Annotated in this window: 16 protein-coding genes; 3 read left to right on the top strand and 13 right to left on the bottom strand. The window is 70.9% G+C overall.

Annotated features, from left to right (window positions below; genetic code table 11):
• Positions 1-107: 107 nt before the first annotated feature.
• Positions 108-1,430, bottom strand: a complete 1,323-nt coding sequence (locus HPY23_RS04345) for a hemolysin family protein (protein WP_060845501.1) — start codon at positions 1,428-1,430, stop codon at positions 108-110.
• 288 nt (positions 1,431-1,718) lie between these two features.
• Between HPY23_RS04345 and purH the strand changes: the two genes are divergently transcribed.
• Positions 1,719-3,320, top strand: coding sequence for a bifunctional phosphoribosylaminoimidazolecarboxamide formyltransferase/IMP cyclohydrolase (purH, locus tag HPY23_RS04350; RefSeq protein ID WP_091886013.1), 1,602 nt, complete (start codon positions 1,719-1,721; stop codon positions 3,318-3,320).
• Between the two features lie 109 nt (positions 3,321-3,429).
• Entirely contained in the window at positions 3,430-4,713 is a 1,284-nt protein-coding gene (locus tag HPY23_RS04355) for a DUF3422 family protein (RefSeq protein WP_091886016.1), read from the top strand.
• A gap of 152 nt (positions 4,714-4,865) precedes the next feature.
• Here the strand turns inward: HPY23_RS04355 and HPY23_RS04360 are convergent, their stop codons facing one another.
• From HPY23_RS04360 to HPY23_RS04395, 8 genes are all read right to left on the bottom strand, one after another.
• Positions 4,866-6,554 (bottom strand): cation acetate symporter, encoded by a 1,689-nt coding sequence (locus tag HPY23_RS04360; protein WP_060845504.1) that lies wholly within the window; start codon positions 6,552-6,554, stop codon positions 4,866-4,868.
• Positions 6,551-6,859 carry a DUF485 domain-containing protein gene (locus HPY23_RS04365; RefSeq protein WP_060845505.1) on the bottom strand — a complete coding sequence of 103 codons (309 nt, stop codon included), beginning with the start codon at positions 6,857-6,859 and terminating at the stop codon, positions 6,551-6,553. Before HPY23_RS04365 ends, HPY23_RS04360 begins: the two co-directional genes overlap by 4 nt.
• Before the next feature lie 395 nt (positions 6,860-7,254).
• A complete protein-coding gene (gene acs / locus HPY23_RS04370; RefSeq protein WP_091886019.1) occupies positions 7,255-9,204 on the bottom strand; it encodes an acetate--CoA ligase in 1,950 nt (649 codons plus the stop codon).
• A gap of 154 nt (positions 9,205-9,358) precedes the next feature.
• Entirely contained in the window at positions 9,359-9,655 is a 297-nt protein-coding gene (locus HPY23_RS04375) for a hypothetical protein (protein WP_060845507.1), read from the bottom strand.
• 116 nt (positions 9,656-9,771) lie between these two features.
• Positions 9,772-10,251: a nucleoside deaminase gene (locus HPY23_RS04380; protein WP_091886021.1), complete on the bottom strand. Its 480-nt coding sequence runs from the start codon at positions 10,249-10,251 to the stop codon at positions 9,772-9,774.
• Between the two features lie 99 nt (positions 10,252-10,350).
• Positions 10,351-11,241, bottom strand: coding sequence for a LysR family transcriptional regulator (locus tag HPY23_RS04385; protein WP_048434235.1), 891 nt, complete (start codon positions 11,239-11,241; stop codon positions 10,351-10,353).
• A gap of 111 nt (positions 11,242-11,352) precedes the next feature.
• The gene (gene trxB, locus HPY23_RS04390; RefSeq protein WP_091886024.1) at positions 11,353-12,345 is read right to left on the bottom strand and encodes a thioredoxin-disulfide reductase; all 993 of its coding nucleotides are present in this window, start codon (positions 12,343-12,345) and stop codon (positions 11,353-11,355) included.
• Between the two features lie 31 nt (positions 12,346-12,376).
• Positions 12,377-13,399: a mitochondrial fission ELM1 family protein gene (locus HPY23_RS04395; RefSeq protein WP_236012785.1), complete on the bottom strand. Its 1,023-nt coding sequence runs from the start codon at positions 13,397-13,399 to the stop codon at positions 12,377-12,379.
• A gap of 81 nt (positions 13,400-13,480) precedes the next feature.
• Between HPY23_RS04395 and gltX the strand changes: the two genes are divergently transcribed.
• Positions 13,481-14,827: a glutamate--tRNA ligase gene (gene gltX / locus HPY23_RS04400; RefSeq protein ID WP_091886315.1), complete on the top strand. Its 1,347-nt coding sequence runs from the start codon at positions 13,481-13,483 to the stop codon at positions 14,825-14,827.
• Positions 14,828-14,833: 6 nt separating this feature from the next.
• On the opposite strand, the gene HPY23_RS04405 is transcribed toward gltX, so the two are convergent.
• From HPY23_RS04405 to HPY23_RS04420, 4 genes are all read right to left on the bottom strand, one after another.
• Positions 14,834-16,240, bottom strand: a complete 1,407-nt coding sequence (locus HPY23_RS04405) for an amidase (protein WP_091886027.1) — start codon at positions 16,238-16,240, stop codon at positions 14,834-14,836.
• A gap of 4 nt (positions 16,241-16,244) precedes the next feature.
• On the bottom strand, positions 16,245-16,592 hold the full coding sequence (locus tag HPY23_RS04410) for a hypothetical protein (protein WP_060845510.1): 348 nt from the start codon (positions 16,590-16,592) through the stop codon (positions 16,245-16,247).
• 14 nt (positions 16,593-16,606) lie between these two features.
• Positions 16,607-17,173 carry a Uma2 family endonuclease gene (locus HPY23_RS04415; protein ID WP_091886030.1) on the bottom strand — a complete coding sequence of 189 codons (567 nt, stop codon included), beginning with the start codon at positions 17,171-17,173 and terminating at the stop codon, positions 16,607-16,609.
• 110 nt (positions 17,174-17,283) lie between these two features.
• Positions 17,284-18,717 carry a homospermidine synthase gene (locus HPY23_RS04420; protein WP_091886034.1) on the bottom strand — a complete coding sequence of 478 codons (1,434 nt, stop codon included), beginning with the start codon at positions 18,715-18,717 and terminating at the stop codon, positions 17,284-17,286.
• Position 18,718 lies beyond the last annotated feature (1 nt).

Raw genomic sequence — 18,718 nt, forward strand, 5'->3', positions numbered from 1 at the left:
GGCTCGAAAATCGTCGTCCATCTCCCGTCGGGGAGATGGGATAATCTGGCAAGCGGATACCTAACCGTTGCGGGAAGCTTTGCAACCCCTTCTGACGCAAGGGCGGGTCACGCGCCGAGCCGTTCCGCCAGGATCTTGTCGACCCGGCGCCCGTCCATGTCGACGACCTCGAAACGCCAGCCGCCGCGTTCGAACCCGTCGCCGGCGGTCGGAATACGTCCGAGCTGGAAGATCACGAAGCCTGCGAGCGTCGAGAAGTCGTCGGTATCGGGCCGTTCGGTGAGGCCGAGGCGCTCGAATGCTTCGACCGCGGGCATCATTCCATCGATGAGCAGCGATCCGTCCTGGCGCTCGACCACCATCGGCTCGTCGTCGTCGGTCTCCGGGATGTCGCCGGCGATCGCCTCGAGGAGGTCGGTCTGGGTGACGATGCCCTCGAGGTCGCCGTACTCGTCGACGACGATCGCCATCCGGACGGGCTTGGCCTTGAAGGTCTCCAGCACCCGCAGGATCGGCATGCCCTCGTGCACGACGATCGGCTCGCGGATGATCGCGTCGAGGCTGATCGGTGCCCCGTCGAGGAGCTGGTTGAGCACGTCCTGCTTGCGCAGCACGCCGACGATCTCGTGGATCTCGCCGCGGCTCGCCACCAATTGCTCGTGGCGGCAGGCGCGGATCGTCTCCAGCACCGCCTCGCGCGGATCCTCGACGTCGATCCAGTCGACCTCGTGGCGCGGTGTCATGATGTCCCGCACCCGCCGCTCGCCGATGCCGAAGATGCGCTGGACCGCCGCCTGCTGCGATTCCTGGATCAGGCCGGCCTCCTGGCTCGCCGCCACCAGGAGCGACAACTCGGCGGTGGAGTGGAGCGAGCCCTCGCCGGAGCCCGGTTGCAGGCCGCACAGCCGCAGCACGCCGTTGCCGAGCCCGTTGAGGAACGAGATCGCCGGGCGGAAGACCAGCAGGAACAGCCGCAGGGGCCGCACGATGGCGAGCGCGGTGCGCTCGCTGCGCTGCAAGGCCAGGCTCTTCGGCGCCAGCTCGCCGAGCACGATGTGCAGCGAGGTGATGACCACGAAGGAGAAGACCACCGCGATGGCGTGGGCGCCGGCCGTGCTGACGCCCTGCGGCAGGAAGGCGAGCAGCGGCTCGATCAGGTGGGCGAGCGCCGGCTCGCCGACCCAGCCCAGCGCCAGCGACGAGATGGTGATGCCGAGCTGCGTGGCGGCGAGGTGCGAATCCAGGCTGTCGACCGCCCGCTGCAGGGCGCCGGCATTGATCCGCTTCTCGGCGACGAGCTCCTGGACCCGGCTGCGCCGGACGGCCACGAGGGCGAACTCGGCCGCGACGAAGAACCCGTTCGCGAAAACGAGGAACACGATGGCGAACAGGCCGAGGCCCGTCCCCCAGGGACTGTCGGAGAAAATCACCGCCTCCCGTGGCGCGACCGGCCGCTCCCGGGGCGGGGCGTGGCCGGCCCCCTCATAGCAAGTCTGCTCCTCCGAGCCTATCCGTCGGATGCCCGATCCGCCGCTCCTCCACGCCCGATGCCGCCGCGGAAAGACGGTGGACGCCGTCCGTCATCCCGCGGCGCAACATCTGGCCTCGACCCGCAGTTTCTGCTAGGCGCCGGCAAGATCCTGCGCCGGCTCAGGCTTTCTTCCCTTGTCCGGGATCTCCGCCGCGCCGCGCTCCACGACCGAAAGACCCGGTTCATCATGGCGAGCGACCTGTCCCGCATTTCCCGTGCGCTTCTCTCCGTCTCCGACAAGACCGGGCTGGTGGAGTTCGCCCGCGCGCTCGCCGCCCGCGGCGTGACCCTGGTCTCGACCGGCGGCACCCACCGGGCGCTGACCGAGGCGGGCCTGACGGTGACGGAGGTCTCGGACCTCACCGGCTTCCCCGAGATGATGGACGGGCGGGTCAAGACCCTGCATCCGGGCGTGCATGGCGGGCTGCTCGCGATCCGCGACAACCCCGAGCACCAGGCCGCCATGCTGGCCCACGGCATCGCGGCGATCGACCTCCTCGTCGTCAACCTCTATCCGTTCGAGGCGACGCTCGCCGCCGGCAAGCCCGCCGCCGAGTGCATCGAGAACATCGATATCGGCGGACCGGCGATGATCCGCGCGGCGGCCAAGAACCACAAGGACGTCGCCGTGGTGGTCGACGTCGCCGATTACGCTTCGGTGCTGGCCGACCTCGACGCCCATGACGGCGCCGTCGCCTTCGCGACCCGCCGGCGGCTGGCCCAGAAGGCCTATGCCCGCACGGCCTCCTACGACGCCGCCATCTCGACCTGGCTCGCCGGCGAGATCGAGGCCGCGCCCGAGACCCAGACCTTCCGGGCGCTCGGCGGCACGCTGGCCCAGGGCCTGCGCTACGGCGAGAACCCGCACATGAAGGCCGCGTTCTACCGCACCGCCGGCGCCCCGCGCCCAGGCGTGGCGACCGCGCGCCAGCTCCAGGGCAAGGAGCTGTCCTACAACAACATCAACGACACCGACGCCGCCTACGAGGCGGTGAGCGAGTTCGATCCCGCCCGCACCGCGGCGGTGGTCATCGTCAAGCATGCCAACCCGTGCGGCGTCGCCGAGGGCGCGAGCCTGATCGAGGCCTACGAGCGGGCGCTTCGCTGCGATCCGGTCTCGGCGTTCGGCGGCATCGTCGCGCTCAACCGCACGCTGGACGCGGAAGCCGCGAAGAAGATCGTCGAGATCTTCACGGAAGTGATCATCGCGCCCGACGCCACCGAGGAGGCGGCCGCGATCGTCGCCGCCAAGAAGAACCTGCGCCTCCTCACCACCGGCGGCGTCGCCGATCCCCGTAAGCCCGGCCAGGTCTGGCGCACGGTGGCGGGCGGCTTCCTGGTCCAGGACCGCGACAACGCCGTCGTCGACGACATGCCGCTCGAGGTCGTGACCAAGCGCGCGCCGACCGAGGCCGAATTGTCGGATCTCCGCTTCGCCTTCCGGGTCGCCAAGCACGTCAAGTCGAACGCGATCGTCTACGCGAAGGACGGCGCGACCGTCGGCATCGGCGCCGGGCAGATGTCGCGGGTCGATTCCTCGCGCATCGCCGCCTGGAAGGCGGCCGAGGCCGCCAAGGCCGCGGGCCTGCCCGAGAGCCTCGCCCGCGGCGCGGTCGTGGCCTCGGACGCGTTCTTCCCCTTCGCCGACGGCCTTCTCGCCGCGGCCGAGGCCGGGGCCACGGCGGTGATCCAGCCCGGCGGCTCGATGCGCGACGACGACGTCATCCGCGCGGCTGACGAGGCCGGCCTCGCCATGGTGCTGACCGGTCACCGCCACTTCCGGCACTGACCGACGACGGCCGTCGCCCGATCGGGGGGCGGCCTTCGCCGACCGGACCGTTGACCCCCGGGCCGGCCTCGGCCAAGCCTCGCCGGGACGACAGGCGGGACCTCGACGAATGCGGCTGGACGAACACCCCTTGCGGGCCCGGGTGCTGGCGGAGGTCCACGCCCGGCCGTTCACGCCGGTCAAGACGCCCCGCCGCTTCCTGCACTACGCCTTCCTGACCGACGGCGATGCCGCCGCCGCCGACCGCGACGCGCTCGAGGCCTATTGCGCCGGCCTCGGCCATCCCGGCCCGGCCCTGGGCGCCAAGCAGCATCGGGTGATCTTCTCCGGCGCGATCCTGCGCTGGGAGAGCCACAGCGAGTTCACCACCTATACCTGGGAGTACGGCGACGCCCAGGGCCATGCCTTCCAGCCCCAGCCCGACGCGATCGAGGGCGCGATGGGGGAGGTGGCCCAGCCCGGCCCGCTCCTCGTCGCGGTTGACCTCCACCTCCTGCCGGCGGTCGACGGGGGCCTGCCGGCCGACGTCGTATCGGGCTTCAACGCCGCCTCCCTGGCGATGGCGGAGGCCGAGGGCGGCGCCGCGGTGATCGCCACCGACTTCCAGCCCGACCCGCACGGCTACGTCCGCATCGTGGTGGCCGACCGGCGCCTGAGCCGGCTCGGCGCCGGCACCCTGGTGCAGCGCCTGCTCGAGATCGAGACATACCGGACCCTGGCCCTCCTCGGCCTGCCGGAGGCGCAGGCGCTCGGGCCGACCATCCGGCGGATCGAGACCGCGCTGCCGCCCCTGATGGAGGCGATGCGCTCCAGCGAGGGGTTCGAGAAGAACCACGCCCTCCTCGACGAGCTGATCGGGCTCGCCGCCGAGCTCGAGGCCGGCGCCTCCCGGGCGATGTACCGCTTCGGCGCCACCCGGGCCTACGACGAATTGGTGCGCCTGCGCCTCTCCTCCTCGGGCGAGCACGCGCTGCCCGGGCAGACGAGCTGGTCGGTCTTCCTCGCCCGGCGCTACAACCCGGCGATCCGCACCTGCACGACGATCGCCGAGCGGCAGGACCTGCTCTCGCGCAAGCTCGCCCGGGCGGCCCAGATGCTGCGCACCCGGGTCGACATCGAGCTGGAGCGCCAGAACCAGGCCCAGCTGCAATCGATGAACGACCGGGTGCGGCTGCAGCTGCGCATGCAGCAGACCGTCGAGGGCCTTTCGGTCGCGGCGATCACCTACTACGTCGCGAGCCTCGTCCACCACGTCCTGGAGGGCGTCCACCATGCCGGCGTGCCGGTCGATGCGACGGTCGGGACCGCGGTCGCGGTGCCGGTGGTGCTGGCGGGCGTGTGGTGGACGGTCCGGCGCATCCGGCGGATGCATGCGGAGCCCGGGGGGCATTGAGGGGGAGCACCGGCTCGTCCGTCGCGACGATCTCGGCACCCTTTAGGTATTTGCAATCGTGCTTCCGCCGTCCGGACGAGGGCGGATAGCAACGTCGTCACCGGACAACGAGAAAGGGGCGGCGGCCGCAACGGCCGCCGCCCCTCGTCGCATCAATGCGCGTGCGCGCCGGACGCCCCGATGCCGGTCTCGGAGCGCACGTACTGCGCCTCGAAGGCCGCCCGCTCGCGCTTGGCGCGGGCCGAGTTGTCGATCTTCGAGACCGCCCAGATGCCCAGGAAGGCGAGCGGCATCGAGAACAGGGCCGGGTTGTCGTAGGGGAAGAGCGCCGCCGGATGGCCGAAGGTGGTGACCCACACGGCCTTCGACAGCACCACCATCACGACCGCGCTGACGAGGCCGATGAGGCCGCCGACGAGGGCGCCGAGCGTGGTGGTGCCCTTCCACAGGATCGACATCGCGAGCACCGGGAAGTTGCAGCTCGCCGCCACCGCGAAGGCGAGGCCGACCATGAAGGCGACGTTCTGGTTCTCGAAGACGTAGCCGAGATAGATCGCCACGATGCCGATCACGACGGCCGAGATCTTCGACAGCCGCACCTCGCCGGCCTCGGTCGTGCGCCCGCGGGCGAAGACCTGGGCGTAGAGGTCGTGGCTGACCGCCGAGGCGCCGGCGAGCGTCAGGCCGGCGACCACGGCCAGGATGGTCGCGAAGGCCACCGCCGAGATGAAGCCGAGGAAGAGCGACCCGCCGGTGGCGTTGGCGAGGTGCACCGCCGCCATGTTGCTGCCGCCGAGAAGCCCGGTGATCCGGTCGTAGGCACCGTTCGCCCCGGCCTTGAAGTAGCTCGGGTCGCCCATCAGGAAGGTGATGGCGCCGAACCCGATGATGAAGGTCAGGATGTAGAAGTAGGCGATGAGGCCGGTGGCGTAGAACACCGACTTGCGGGCGGCCTGGGCGTCCGACACCGTGAAGAACCGCATCAGGATGTGGGGCAGGCCGGCGGTGCCGAACATCAGGCCGATACCGAGTGACAGGGACGAGATCGGGTCGGCGACGAGGCCGCCCGGCGCCATGATCGCCTCGTGCTTGGGATGCTCGGCGACGGCGGCCGCGAACAGCGCCTCCGGATTGAAGCCGTAGCGCCACAGCACCGCGAGCGCCATGAAGGACGCGCCCGCGAGCAGCAGGCAGGCCTTGATGATCTGCACCCAGGTCGTCGCCTTCATGCCGCCGAAGGCGACGTAGACGATCATCAGGATGCCGACCGCGACGATGGCGGTGAGGTAGTCGAGGCCGAACAGGAGCTGGATCAGCTTGCCGGCGCCGACCATCTGGGCGATCAGGTAGAACGCCACCACCACGAGGGTGCCGGTCGCCGACAGGATGCGGATCCGGGTCTGGTCGAGGCGGAAGCTCGCCACGTCGGCGAAGGTGAATTTGCCGAGGTTGCGCAGGCGCTCGGCAATCAGGAACAGCACGATCGGCCAGCCGACCAGGAAGCCGATCGAGTAGATCAGCCCGTCGAAGCCCGACGAGAAGACCAGCCCCGAGATGCCGAGGAACGAGGCGGCCGACATGTAGTCGCCCGCGATGGCGAGCGCGTTCTGGCCGGCCGAGATGCCGCCGCCGGCGGCGTAGAAGTCGGCCGCCGACTTCGAGCCCGCGGCCGCCTTGTAGGTGATGCCCAGCGTGGCGAGCACGAAGAGCAGGAACATGACGACGGCGGTCCAGTTCGTCGCCTGCTTCTGCACGGCGCCGAGATCCGGTCCGGCGGCGAGCGCGGCGCCGGCCCCGACGATCGTCAGGAGCGCCACGACGGCGATGCGGCGGGCGGTCATCGGCCGAGCTCCCGGTTGAGGTCGCGGGTCAGGTCGTCGAAGCGGCCATTGGCCCGGGCGACGTAGATCCCGGTCAGCACGAAGGCCGCCACGATGACGACGAGGCCGAGCACGATGCCGAGCGAGGTGACGCCGGAGCCGACCTTCGTCGCCATCAGGCCGTGCGCGAAGGCGACGAGCAGGATGAAGACGAGGTAGATGCCCAGCATCACGCCGGACAGGATCCAGCCGAAGCGGGTGCGTTCGGTGACGAGCTGCCGGAATTTCGGGCTCGCCAGAACCCGTGAATGATCGATCTCCGCCATCGGCGGGCCTCCTCCCTGTTGTCTTTCGCCTGTCGGTCTTTCGTCAGCCGGACGCAGGTCACCTCGCGCCCGTCATCGACGGGGCGGCGATGAGGCGGCCGATGCGGGCTGAGAATGTTGCCGGATCGTAACGGACAATCTTGTGCCGACTATCCGCTGCTGCAGCGCACACAGCGAATGACCTGAAATGGCGGCGATTGCCAGTGCGAAACGATTGAAAAGCCGTGTCGTGCTACGAAGGTTTAGTATGTCGCCGGTGGCGTGATCGACGGCTCTGCTGGCCGCAGCGGCGATTCCGCACAGGAGAATGCCGCCGCGCGGTCGGCGCGGCGGCGTCTGCCGGGAGCCGAGCCGGCGCGGGCCCCGATGGTCGTGCCCGGGGCCCGGCTGCCGGATCAGTGGGTGCGGTTCTGGCGGTTCTCGATCAGGTCGTCGACGACGGCCGGCTCGGCCAGCGTCGAGGTGTCGCCGAGCGACGAGAACTCGTCCTCGGCGATCTTGCGCAGGATGCGGCGCATGATCTTGCCCGAGCGGGTCTTGGGCAGGCCGGGGGCGAACTGGATCAGGTCGGGCGAGGCGATCGGCCCGATATCCTTGCGCACCCAGGCGACCAGCTCCTTGCGGAGCGCGTCCGAGGGCTCCTCGCCCTGCATCAGGGTGACGTAGGCGTAGATGCCCTGGCCCTTGATGTCGTGCGGATAGCCCACCACCGCGGCTTCGGAGACCTTCGGGTGCGCGACCAGCGAGGATTCGACCTCCGCCGTGCCCATCCGGTGGCCCGAGACGTTGATGACGTCGTCGACCCGGCCGGTGATCCAGTAATAGCCGTCCGCGTCGCGCCGGCAGCCGTCGCCCGAGAAGTAGCGGCCCGGGAAGGTCGAGAAGTAGGTCTGGACGAAGCGTTCGTGGTCGCCCCACACCGTGCGCATCTGGCCGGGCCAGGAATCGTCGATGCAGAGGTTGCCCTCGCAGGCGCCGTCGAGGACCTTGTTGTCGGCATCGACCACCACCGGCTTGACGCCGAAGAACGGCCGGGTCGCCGAGCCGGGCTTGAGCGGGGTCGCGCCGGGCAAAGGCGTGATCAGGATGCCGCCGGTCTCGGTCTGCCACCAGGTGTCGACGATCGGGCAGCGCTCGTCGCCCACCACCCGGTAGTACCACTCCCAGGCCTCGGGGTTGATCGGCTCGCCGACCGAGCCGAGGGTGCGCAGGGACGCGCGCGAGGTCTTCTTCACCGGCGCCTCGCCGGCACCCATCAGCGAGCGGATCGCGGTCGGCGCGGTGTAGAAGATGTTGACCTTGTGCTTGTCGACGACCTCCCAGAACCGCGAGATCGACGGGTAGGTCGGGATGCCCTCGAACATCAGGGTCGTGGCGCCGTTCGCCAGCGGCCCGTACAGGATGTAGGAGTGGCCGGTGACCCAGCCGACATCGGCGGTGCACCAGTAGATGTCGCCCTCGTGGTAGTCGAAGACGTACTGGTGGGTCATCGCCGCGTAGACGAGGTAGCCGCCGGTGGTGTGGACCACGCCCTTCGGCTGGCCGGTCGAGCCCGAGGTGTAGAGCAGGAAGAGCGGGTGCTCGGCCTCGACGTGGGTGACCGGGCACTCGTCGGTGACCTGGGCGGCCGCCGCGTCGTAGTAGACGTCGCGGACCGGGTCCATCTCGACCGCGCCGCCGGTGCGGCGCACCACGATCACGTGGTCGACGCTGTCGGCCGGCAGGCGCTGGATCGCCGCGTCGACATTGGCCTTCAGCGGCACCTTGCGGCCGCCGCGCAGGCCCTCGTCGGCGGTGATGACGAGCTTCGAGTCGCAGCCCTGGATGCGGCCGGCGAGCGAATCCGGCGAGAAGCCGCCGAACACCACCGAGTGGATCGCGCCGAGGCGGGCGCAGGCCAGCATCGCGAAGGCGGCCTCGGGGATCATCGGCAGGTAGATGGTGACCCGGTCGCCCTTCGACACGCCCCGGTTGCGCAGGACGTTGGCCATCCGGCACACTTCCGCGTGCAGCTCGCGGTAGGTGATGTGGCGCGATTCCGACGGGTCGTCGCCCTCCCAGATGATCGCCACCTGGTCGCCGCGGGTCTCGAGGTGCCGGTCGATGCAGTTGTGAGCGGCGTTGGTCACGCCGTCGGAGAACCACTGGATCGAGACGTCGCCGGGGCCGAAGGTCGTCTCCTTGACCTTGGTGTAGGGCGTGAACCAGTCGATCCGCTTGCCGTGTTCGCGCCAGAACGCCTCGGGATCGTCGATCGAGGCGCGGTACCAGGACTGGTACGTCGCCTCGTCGATATGCGCCCGCGCGCGCGCATCCTGGCTGACCTCGACGACCCGCTGGCTCATGGCGTTCTCCCCTGCCTCGTCCGCCCGGTCACGGCGCAGGTCCCGGGCTGGTTGCGGTCGGTGTAGGCGTCGGCTCGCGGCGCCCGCAACCGATCATTCCGTCTAATGCACCTTGGATTAATGCGCCGGGCGAAGGGCACGGCGACGTAGCGGGCTACTCGGTGCAGCCGGTGCAGATCTCGGTCTCGATCTTGCGGCCGATCTCGCGGTCGCGCGCCTGAAGCTCGGGGGTCAGGCCCGAATCGGGGCCGAGCGCCGCGCCCGGCGGCTTGGTCTGGCCGACACCGGTGGTTGTACGGCTGCCCGGCCCGAGCGAGCCGGTGACGGCCGTGTCGTGCACGGCGATGTCCCGCGTCCCGGGGGCGACCTGGGCGAAGAGCGGGGCGGGAGCGAGGGCCGTCGCCAAGAGTCCGGCGAGACCGAGGGCGGCGAGACGAAGCGTCGAACGCATGAAAGGCCTCCTTCGTAGATCCGAGGCTTGCGGAACCAATTCCGAAGCATCCTCGAAGGACAACGCCGCGACGGGTGAGGGGTTCGCCCGGGATGTGCCGCCCCGCACCTCGCCTGTCAGTACGGCACCCGGTCGGCCTTGGCCTCGTAACGCTCCCAGACCTCGATCGCCTCGGCCCGCATGATCTGGCGGATCGGGATCTTGCGCTCGCCCGCGGGCTTGCGGATCTCCTCGTAGATCATGCTGTCGTCGAAGTTGCCGTGCTTCAGGGCGTCCTCGTTGGTCGAGGCGTAGAAGATCCGCGAGATGCCGGCCCAGTAGGCGGCGGCCATGCACATCGGGCAGGGTTCGGCCGAGGTATAGAGCGTGGCGCCGTGCAGCTTGAAGTTGCCTTCCTTGCGGCAGGCGTCGCGGATCGCCGCCATCTCGGCGTGCCAGGTCGGATCGTTCTCGGCGACGACCCGGTTGGCGCCCTCGCCGACGATCTGCCCGTCGCGCATGATCACGGCGCCGAAGGCGCCCCCCGCGCTCTCGACCAGGGAGGTGTGCTCCGACAGGGCGATGGCCCGCGCCATGAAGGTCTCGTCGTCGGTCATCGGGGCTCCTCGCGGCCAGGCCTTACGGTTACCCGAGGAGCATGGCGCCGCCTGCCGGAAAGGCAAGCGCGGAGAGGGGGCCGCGAAACCGGCCGCCCCTCAATACGTCCAGCGCTGCGCCTTCGCGACGAGGAAGTCCCGGAACGCCTGGACACGGGCGACCGTGCGCATCTCCTCGGCGTAGACGAGGTAGCTCTCGAGGTTCGGCATCTCGTAGTCGCGCAGCACCTGGACCAGCTGCTCGTTCCCGTCCGCCACGTAGTCCGGCAGGATGCCGATGCCGGCGCCGGTCTCGACCGCGAGCTGCAGCGCCGAGATGTTGTTGACCGTGAAGTGGATGGTGCGGTGCTCGCGCCCCTCGCGCCCGACGGTGGCGAGCCAGTGCGTCGCCATCAGGTAGGAGGGCTGGTCGCCGCCGAACGAGACTAGGCGGTGCTTGTCGAGGTCGTCGATGGTCTTCGGCTCGCCGAAGCGCTTGATGTATTCGAGCGAGGCGAAGACGTGGTAGTGCACCGTGAACAGCCGGCGCTGGATCAGGTCCGGCTGGGCCGGGCGCCGGAGCCGAATCGCCACGTCGGCCTCGCGCATCGCGAGGTCGAGTTCCTCGTTGGTCAGGATCAGCTCGACGCGCACGTCCGGGTGCAGGTCGAGGAACTCGGCCACCCGCTGCGACAGCCAGGCGGTGCCCAGACCCACCGTCGTCGTCACCTTGAGGTCGCCGGACGGGCGTTCGCTGGTCTCGACGAGGCGCGCGCGCGTCGTCTCCAGCCGCATCTTCATGTCCCGGGCGGCCCGGAACAGGAGGTCGCCCTGCTCGGTCAGGATCAGCCCGCGGGCATGGCGGTGGAACAGCGGCGCCTTCAGCTCGCGCTCGAGCGCGCTGATCTGGCGGCTGACGGCCGACTGGCTGAGGCCGATGTCGTCGCCCGCCTTGGTGAAGCTGCCCGCCTCGGCGACGTTGAGGAAAATCCGGATCTTGTCCCAGTCCACGGCCGTCAACCCCTCGCCAGAGCTCCGGCCGGCTCGGATGAGCCGGTGAGTTCAGAGCGAACGCCACAAGGCCGGGACCGGGGCTCATCCCCGGCCCCGGTCGATTGTCCCCTACTCGGCCGCCGCCTTGCGCGGCTCTTCGCCGATCGCGAGGTTCGCCAGGTACTTTTCCGCCTCGAGGGCGGCCATGCAGCCCATCCCGGCGGCGGTGATCGCCTGCCGGTAGACGTCGTCGGTCACGTCGCCCGCCGCGAACACGCCGGGGATCGCCGTCATGGCGGTGCCGGGCGTCACCTCGAGGTAGCCGCCGGCGCGGAAGGGCAGCTGCCCCTCGAACACGGCCGTGGCCGGCTGGTGGCCGATGGCGATGAACACGCCGTCCGCCTTGCGCTCGGTGATCGCGCCGGTGACCGTGTCGCGCAGGCGCAGATGGGTGACCGAGGGGGCCGGCTTGTCGCGGCCGCAGACCTCCTCCACCGCGTGGTTCCACACCACCTCGACGTTCGGGTGCTTGAACAGGCGCTCCTGCAGGATGCGCTCGGCCCGGAAGCTGTCGCGGCGGTGGACCACCGTCACCTTGGAGGCGAGGTTGGCCAGGTACAGCGCCTCCTCGACCGCGGTGTTGCCGCCGCCGACGACCACCACCTCCTTGTTGCGGAAGAAGAAGCCGTCGCAGGTGGCGCAGGCCGAGACGCCGAAGCCCTGGAACTTCGCCTCGGAGGGCAGGCCGAGCCACTTGGCCTGGGCGCCGGTGGCGATGATCAGCGCGTCGCAGGTGAAGACCGCGCCGGAATCGGCCTCGAGGCGGAACGGCCGCTGCGCGAGGTCGACCTTGGCGATGTATTCCGAAACGATCCGGGTGCCGACATGCTCGGCCTGGGCGCGCATCTGCTCCATCAGCCACGGGCCCTGGATGGCCTCGGCGAAGCCGGGATAGTTCTCGACGTCGGTGGTGATCATCAGCTGGCCGCCGGGCTGGAAGCCCGAGATCAGCAGCGGCTCGACCATGGCACGGGCGGCGTAGATCGCGGCGGTGTAACCGGCCGGGCCGGAACCGATGATCACGAGCTTCTCGTGCTGGGGAGCCTGCGGGGTCGTCGACATAGGAATCTCCGGGGCTGCCGCCGGTCGGGCTCTAGCGAGCCGTCCGACGGGCGAGCGCGTCGCGATGCCCCATATAGGCATTCGCCACAGCCTGCGCGATCGCGAGGGTCATGTCTAAGGGTTTGGGGCGCAACGCTTCAACCCGTCCGTCGAAAGCATGCACAGTTCCGTGCCGTTTCAGGGCCTCGAACAGCGTGCGATGGCGGGCGTAGACGTTCGCCGGCTCGAACAGCCGCACCGGAACACCGGCGGCGCAGGCCTCGACGACCATGTTGGCCGAATCACCCGTCGCCACGATCGTGTCGGCGAGCGCCAGCATCGCCAGGTAGGGATTCTCGCCGCTGCCGTCCCAGACGAACCCGCCGCGGCGGCGGACGAGATCGGAGAGCGCCGCGCGCAGGGCGGCGGGCGTGCGCCGCGAGGCGGTGACCATCAGGCTCGCGCCCTCCGACAGGCGCTCCAGTCCGGCGAGGAGGCGCGCCGCATCCGCCTCCGAAAAACGCCCGTGCCGGCTGTCGCCGCCGACCAGCACGGCGATGCGGGGCGCGGGGAGGGCGGCGAGGCGCGGATCGGGATGGGTTCGCGCCTCGGCGAGGCGGGCGGGCGAGACCGGATGCGGCCCGGCCTCGGTCACGATCACGTTGGCGCCGCGCAGGCGGTCGTGGGCCGGCACCCAGATCAGGTCGGCGGCCCGCGTCCCGATGCGCGGATCGCGCAGGAACACCGTGAAGGTGTCGTTCCCCGAGCGGCGCTTGATGGCACGCAACGCCGGCACCGCCCGCCGGCCGGTCGCGATGGCGAGATTCGGCCAGGGCGGGATGAGCGCCCGCTCGCGCGGATCGGCCGGGCCCCGGGGCGCCAGCCAGGAGAAGGGCGGGCGCGGTGCGATGCGCCGTTCCACGGGCGTCGACCCCAAGGCCTCCGCGAGGCCGCGGCACGGCGCGAGGTCGCCGGCCTTGCCGTCTGTGACGAGCCAGACCGTCGCGTCGGGCGGCAGCAGGCTGGCTGGGGGAGGGGAGGCGTCCACCATCGTGGCGATGCGGCGGCGGGGCAAGCGCTGTCAAGCCGGCGTCACGGGGCGGCGGCAACAACCCGCCGATTGCGCCGCGCTCGGGCGATGCTCTACGAGGGCCGCATGGCACCCGTCGTCCGCTTCGCTCCCTCGCCCACCGGCTTCCTGCATATCGGGAACGCCCGGCCGGCCCTGTTCAACGCCCTGTTCGCCCGCCGGGCGGGCGGCCGGTTCTGGCTGCGCCTCGACGACACCGACACGGCGCGCTCGACGGCCGAGTTCGCCGCGGCGATCGAGGAGGATCTGGGCTGGCTCGGCATCGTCCCGGACGGGATGTTCCGTCAGTCGGAGCGCCTGGCGATCTACGACGCGGCCGCCGAGCGCCTGAAGGCGGTGGGCCGGCTCTACCCGGCCTACGAGACCGCCCAGGAACTCGATCGCCGGCGCAAGCGCCAGCTCGGCCGCGGCCTGCCGCCGGTCTACGACCGCGCCGCCCTGAAGCTCAGCCCTGAGGAGCGTGCCGCCTTCGAGGCCGAGGGGCGCCGGCCGCATTGGCGCTTCCGCCTTGATCCCGGCACGGTGACCTGGGACGACCTCGTGCGCGGCCCCTGCCACGTCGAGGCCGACAGCCTGTCCGACCCGGTGCTGATCCGCGAGGACGGCAGCTACCTCTACACGCTTCCCTCCGTGGTCGACGACGCCGAGACCGGGGTGACCCACGTCATCCGCGGCGAGGACCACGTCACCAACACGGCGGTCCAGATCCAGATCTTCTCCGCGCTCGGCGCGCCGGTCCCGGTCTTCGCCCACCACAACCTGCTCACCACGGCGAGCGGCGAGGGGCTGTCGAAGCGCCTCGGCCACCTGTCGCTTCGCGGCCTGCGCGCGGCCGGCTACGAGCCGATGGCGGTGGCGGCGCTCGCCGTCCTCACCGGCTCGGCCGAGGCGGTGCGGCCGGTCTCCGACCTCGACGAGCTGGCTTCCCTCGTCGACCTCGCCCACGTCTCGCGGGCGCCGGCGAAGTTCGACGAGCACGAGCTCGACGGTCTCAACGCCCGGGTCGTGCACGGCCTGGGCTACGCGGCGGTGGCGGAGCGCCTGGCCGCCCTCGGCGTTGCGTCTGAGCGGGCCGAGGCGTTCTGGGAGGTCGTGAAGGCGAACCTCACCCGCGTGTCGGACGCCGCGGACTGGTGGCGGGTGGTCGAGGGCCCGGTGACGCCGGTGATCGGCGAGACGCCGGATCTCTTCGCCGTCGCCCGCGAGGCCCTGCCGGCGGAGCCCTGGGACGCCACGACCTGGAAACGGGTGACGGAGGCGGTGCGCAACGCCACCGGCCTCAAGGGCAAGGCCCTGTTCCTGCCCCTGCGCCTGGCGCTGACGGGGCTGGACCACGGCCCCGACCTCGCCGGCCTGCTGCCGCTGATCGGACGGGCGCGGGCGCTGGCGCGGCTGAAGGGCGAGACGGCCTGACCTCGGTCAGGCCACCCCCGGCCACGGCCGGAGCGCCGGCCGGATCCGCTCGAAGGCGCGGGCGAGCCGCAGCACGCCGACATCGTCGAAGCGCCGGCCGACGATCTGCAGGCCGACCGGCAGCCCGTCCGGGGTGAACCCCGCCGGGACCGAGACCGCCGGCTGCTCCGACATGTTGAACGGCACCGTGTAGGCGATGTGGTGCATCGCCCGGGCGGGGTCGTTGGTCGGCGAGGCGTGCTCGGCCGGAAAGGGCGGGTTCGGCGAGACCGGACCGATCAGAAAATCGAACGGCCGGATCGCCGCGAGCGCGGCGTCGCGCATCGCCGCCATCTGGGCCATGCCGTGGAAGACGGCCGCGCCGCTCAGATCCCGGCCGCCCGCCGCCCAGTCGCGGATGAAGGGCAGGACGCGGGCGCGGCGCGCCTCGTCGAGGGCGTCGATGTCGAGGGAGGCGCGCTGGCGCCAGAACCGGTCGAGCCCATCGAGCATCTCCTGCGTCAGGAAGGCCGGTACTGGCGTAACGCTTGCGCCGGCCTGCGCCAGGAGAGCCGCCGCCGCCTCGATCACCGCACGGTTGCCCGGATCGAGCGGGAGGCCTGCGCCCGCCTCCATCACCAGGCCGAGGCGCAGGCCCTTCAGGTCGATTCCGTCGAGGTCGAGCCAGGGCAGGTCGGCCGGGGGCAGGCCGGTCGGGTCGCGGTCGTCCGGGCGGCTGATCGCGCGCATCGCCAGCGCCGCGTCGGCGACCGTACGGGTGAGCGGTCCGGCGCAGCGGCCGTAGAAGGCGTTGTCGAGGGGCACGCGGCCGTGGCTGGGCTTGTGGCCGACGACGCCGCACCAGGAAGCGGGCAGGCGGATCGAGCCGCCGATATCGGTGCCGAGATGGATCGGCCCGTAGCCCGCCGCGGCGGCCGCGCCCGAGCCGGCCGAGGAGCCGCCCGGGCCCCTGGCGAGGTCCCACGGGTTGCGGGTGAGCGGGTGGAAGCTCGACAGTCCCGAGGACAGCATGCCGTAATCCGGCATCGTCGTGGCGGAAAAGATCACCGCCCCGTCCTCGCGCAGGCGGGCGGTGGCCGGCGCGTCGGCCGGGCTCGGGGCCGCGTCGTCCCGGGCGGCGGTGCCGAGCGGCATCGGCACGCCCTTGGTGGCGATGTTCTCCTTGATGGTGACCGGTACCCCGTCGAGGGGCAGGGCCTCGCCTCTCATCCACCGGGCCTCCGAGGCGCGGGCGGCGGCCAGCGCCGCCTCGGGCGCGAAGGCGTAGAGCGCGTGGAGGTGGGGCTCCCGGGCCTCGGCCCGGGCGATCACGGCCCGCGCCACCGCCACCGGCGAGACGGCGCGGCGAGCGTAGAGGGCGAGAAGCTCGGTCGCCGCGAGGTCGGCGAGGTTGTCGGAAGCCGGCTGGTCCATCGCGTCAGCGGGCCTCGGGCGTCTTCTCGGGCCGCCCGGCGAGGGCGACGTAGAAGCCGAGCCCGTCCTGGGACGGCAGGGTCTGGAGCCGCTCGACCCAGCCACGCCGCTTGGCGTCGAGGAGCTGGCGGCCGACCGGCTGGAACAGGGTCTCGCCGCCGCCGGGCACCGGCCCGTCGAACCGCACCGCCACGGTCTTGCCCTTGGCGAAGCGGCTGCGCTCCAGCATGTCGGCGAGCGAGGCCTCGGCCTGGGCCCGGGGCGCGCCCCGCAGGTCGAGCACCGATTCGGCGTCGGTCACCCCGAGGGAGCCGCGCAGCTTGTTGGCGTAGAATTCGTCGAAATGGGGCAAGGGCGGCTCGGGCGTCAGAGGGGAATGCCATCGTAGAGTGCAGCGACGGGGATTTCCCCGCCGAGATCGGGCAGCGGGATCGCGTCGTCGCGGCCGAGGACGCGCAGGGTCGCGTCGGGGCCGTTGCCCCGCGACCACAATTCGACCCGGGCCTCGTCGGCATAGACGATCAGATAGGCGCGCAGGGTCTGGAGGGCCTGGTAGAACGCCGCCTTACGGCCTCGGTCATTGTTCAGTGTCGACGGCGACAGGACCTCGGCGACGATGAGAGGGTCGCGGGCATAGCCGTCCGTGAGAAGTGGGCCGCACCGCACGACGACATCGGGGATCGGCGCGTAATCGTCGACGAAGTCGTTGCGCAGCCCAAGGCCCGGTAGAGCACGGCAGCCGAATTTCGCCACGAGCGGGCGCAAGGCGGCGAGCAGATTGCTGACGATCTGCTGATGCCGCTCGCTCGGCGGCGCCATCAGCACGGCCTCGCCGTCGAGAAGCTCCCAGCGCTCCTCGTCCGGGCGCTCGCGGATCATGGCGATGAAATCGGCGACCCGCATCCGCGGGGCGCGCCGCAGCGCGAGCGACATGACGGCTCCCTGTCACCGGCGCGATGGTAGCACCGGGCGGAAGCGGACGACAGCCCGCGGCGGTGAGGCACCGCGCCCGAAGAAGGGGCGCGGTGCCGCAAGCCCAGGCGTTACGCGCCGTGCACCAGCACGTTGCGGAACTGCCAGGGATCGGTCTCGTCGATGTCCTCCGGGAAGAGGCCCGGGCGGCCCGAGAGCGGCGTCCAGTCGGTGTAGACCCCGACCACGGGGCCGAGATACGGCGTCTGGACCTCGAGGCAGCGACGGAAATCGACCTCGTCGGCCTCGACGATGCCGGCCTCGGGATTCTCCAGCGCCCAGACCATGCCGGCGAGCACCGCCGAGGTCACCTGGAGGCCGGTGGCGTTCTGGTAGGGGGCGATGCGGCGGGTCTCCTCGATGGAGAGCTGCGAGCCGTACCAGTAGGCGTTCTTGCCATGGCCGTAGAGCAGCACGCCGAGCTCGTCGATGCCGTCGACGATCTCGTTCTCGTCGAGGATGTGGTGCTTCTCCTGCACCTTGCCGGCCTGGCCCCACATCTCGTGCAGCGACAGCACCGCCTCGTTGCAGGGGTGGTAGGCGTAGTGGCAGGTCGGCCGGTAGACCGCCTTACCGTCCTGGCGCACCGTGTAGTAGTCGGCGATCGAGATCGCCTCGTTGTGGGTGACGAGGAAGCCGAACTGCGCCTGCCCGGTCGGGGTCCAGGAGCGCACGCGGGTGTCGGCGCCGGGCTGCAGCAGGTAGATCGCCGGGGCGTCGTTCGGCAGGGTGCGGCCGTTCTCCGGCATCCAGGTCTCGTGGGTGCCCCAGCCGAGCTCCGCCGGCTGGTTGCCTTCCGAGACGAAGCCCTCGACCGACCAGGTGTTGACGAAGATGCCCTGCGGCTTCTCCGACTTGGCCCGCTGGGTGTCGCGCTCGGCGATGTGGATGCCCTTGACGCCCACCTCGCGCATCAGCGCGGCCCACTCCTCGCGGCTCTTCGGCTCGGGGGTCTTGAGGCCGAGCTCGGCCGAGAGGTTCAGGAGCGCCTGCTTGACGAACCACGACACCATGCCGGGATTGGCGCCGCAGCACGACACCGCGGTCGGGCCGCCCGGGTTGCGGCGGCGGGCGTCGAGCACCTGCTCGCGCAAGGCATAGTTGGTGCGGTCGGCCGGACCCGCGTTCTTGTCGAAGTAGAAGCCCGGCCACGGCTCGGCGACGGTGTCGATGTAGAGCGCGCCGATCTCGCGGCACAGCTCCATGATGTCCCGCGACGAGGTGTCGACCGAGAGGTTGACGCAGAAGCCCTGGCCGCCGCCCTCGGTGAGGAGGGGCGTCAGGATCTCGCGGTAATTGTCCTTGGTCAGCGCGACCTGCTCGAAGCGCAGGCCGTGCTCGTCGGCGAGCGCCTTGTGGGTGTCCGACGGCTCGACCACCGTGAACCGGGCCTTGTCATAGGTGAAGTGGCGCTCGATCAGGGGCAGGGTGCCCCGGCCGATCGAGCCGAAGCCGATCATCACGATGGGGCCGCTGATGCGGCCGTGGACGGGCCAGTCGGTCATG

This window comes from Methylobacterium ajmalii, from assembly GCF_016613415.1.
GTDB lineage: Bacteria > Pseudomonadota > Alphaproteobacteria > Rhizobiales > Beijerinckiaceae > Methylobacterium > Methylobacterium ajmalii.

Coding starts and splice junctions, on each gene's coding strand:
- purH (WP_091886013.1), top strand. CDS start 1,719: ATGGCGAGCGACCTGTCCCGCATTTCCCGTGCGCTTCTCTCCGTCTCC.
- HPY23_RS04355 (WP_091886016.1), top strand. CDS start 3,430: ATGCGGCTGGACGAACACCCCTTGCGGGCCCGGGTGCTGGCGGAGGTC.
- HPY23_RS04360 (WP_060845504.1), bottom strand. CDS start 6,554: ATGACCGCCCGCCGCATCGCCGTCGTGGCGCTCCTGACGATCGTCGGG.
- HPY23_RS04365 (WP_060845505.1), bottom strand. CDS start 6,859: ATGGCGGAGATCGATCATTCACGGGTTCTGGCGAGCCCGAAATTCCGG.
- acs (WP_091886019.1), bottom strand. CDS start 9,204: ATGAGCCAGCGGGTCGTCGAGGTCAGCCAGGATGCGCGCGCGCGGGCG.
- HPY23_RS04375 (WP_060845507.1), bottom strand. CDS start 9,655: ATGCGTTCGACGCTTCGTCTCGCCGCCCTCGGTCTCGCCGGACTCTTG.
- HPY23_RS04380 (WP_091886021.1), bottom strand. CDS start 10,251: ATGACCGACGACGAGACCTTCATGGCGCGGGCCATCGCCCTGTCGGAG.
- trxB (WP_091886024.1), bottom strand. CDS start 12,345: ATGTCGACGACCCCGCAGGCTCCCCAGCACGAGAAGCTCGTGATCATC.
- gltX (WP_091886315.1), top strand. CDS start 13,481: ATGGCACCCGTCGTCCGCTTCGCTCCCTCGCCCACCGGCTTCCTGCAT.
- HPY23_RS04405 (WP_091886027.1), bottom strand. CDS start 16,240: ATGGACCAGCCGGCTTCCGACAACCTCGCCGACCTCGCGGCGACCGAG.
- HPY23_RS04415 (WP_091886030.1), bottom strand. CDS start 17,173: ATGTCGCTCGCGCTGCGGCGCGCCCCGCGGATGCGGGTCGCCGATTTC.
- HPY23_RS04420 (WP_091886034.1), bottom strand. CDS start 18,717: ATGACCGACTGGCCCGTCCACGGCCGCATCAGCGGCCCCATCGTGATG.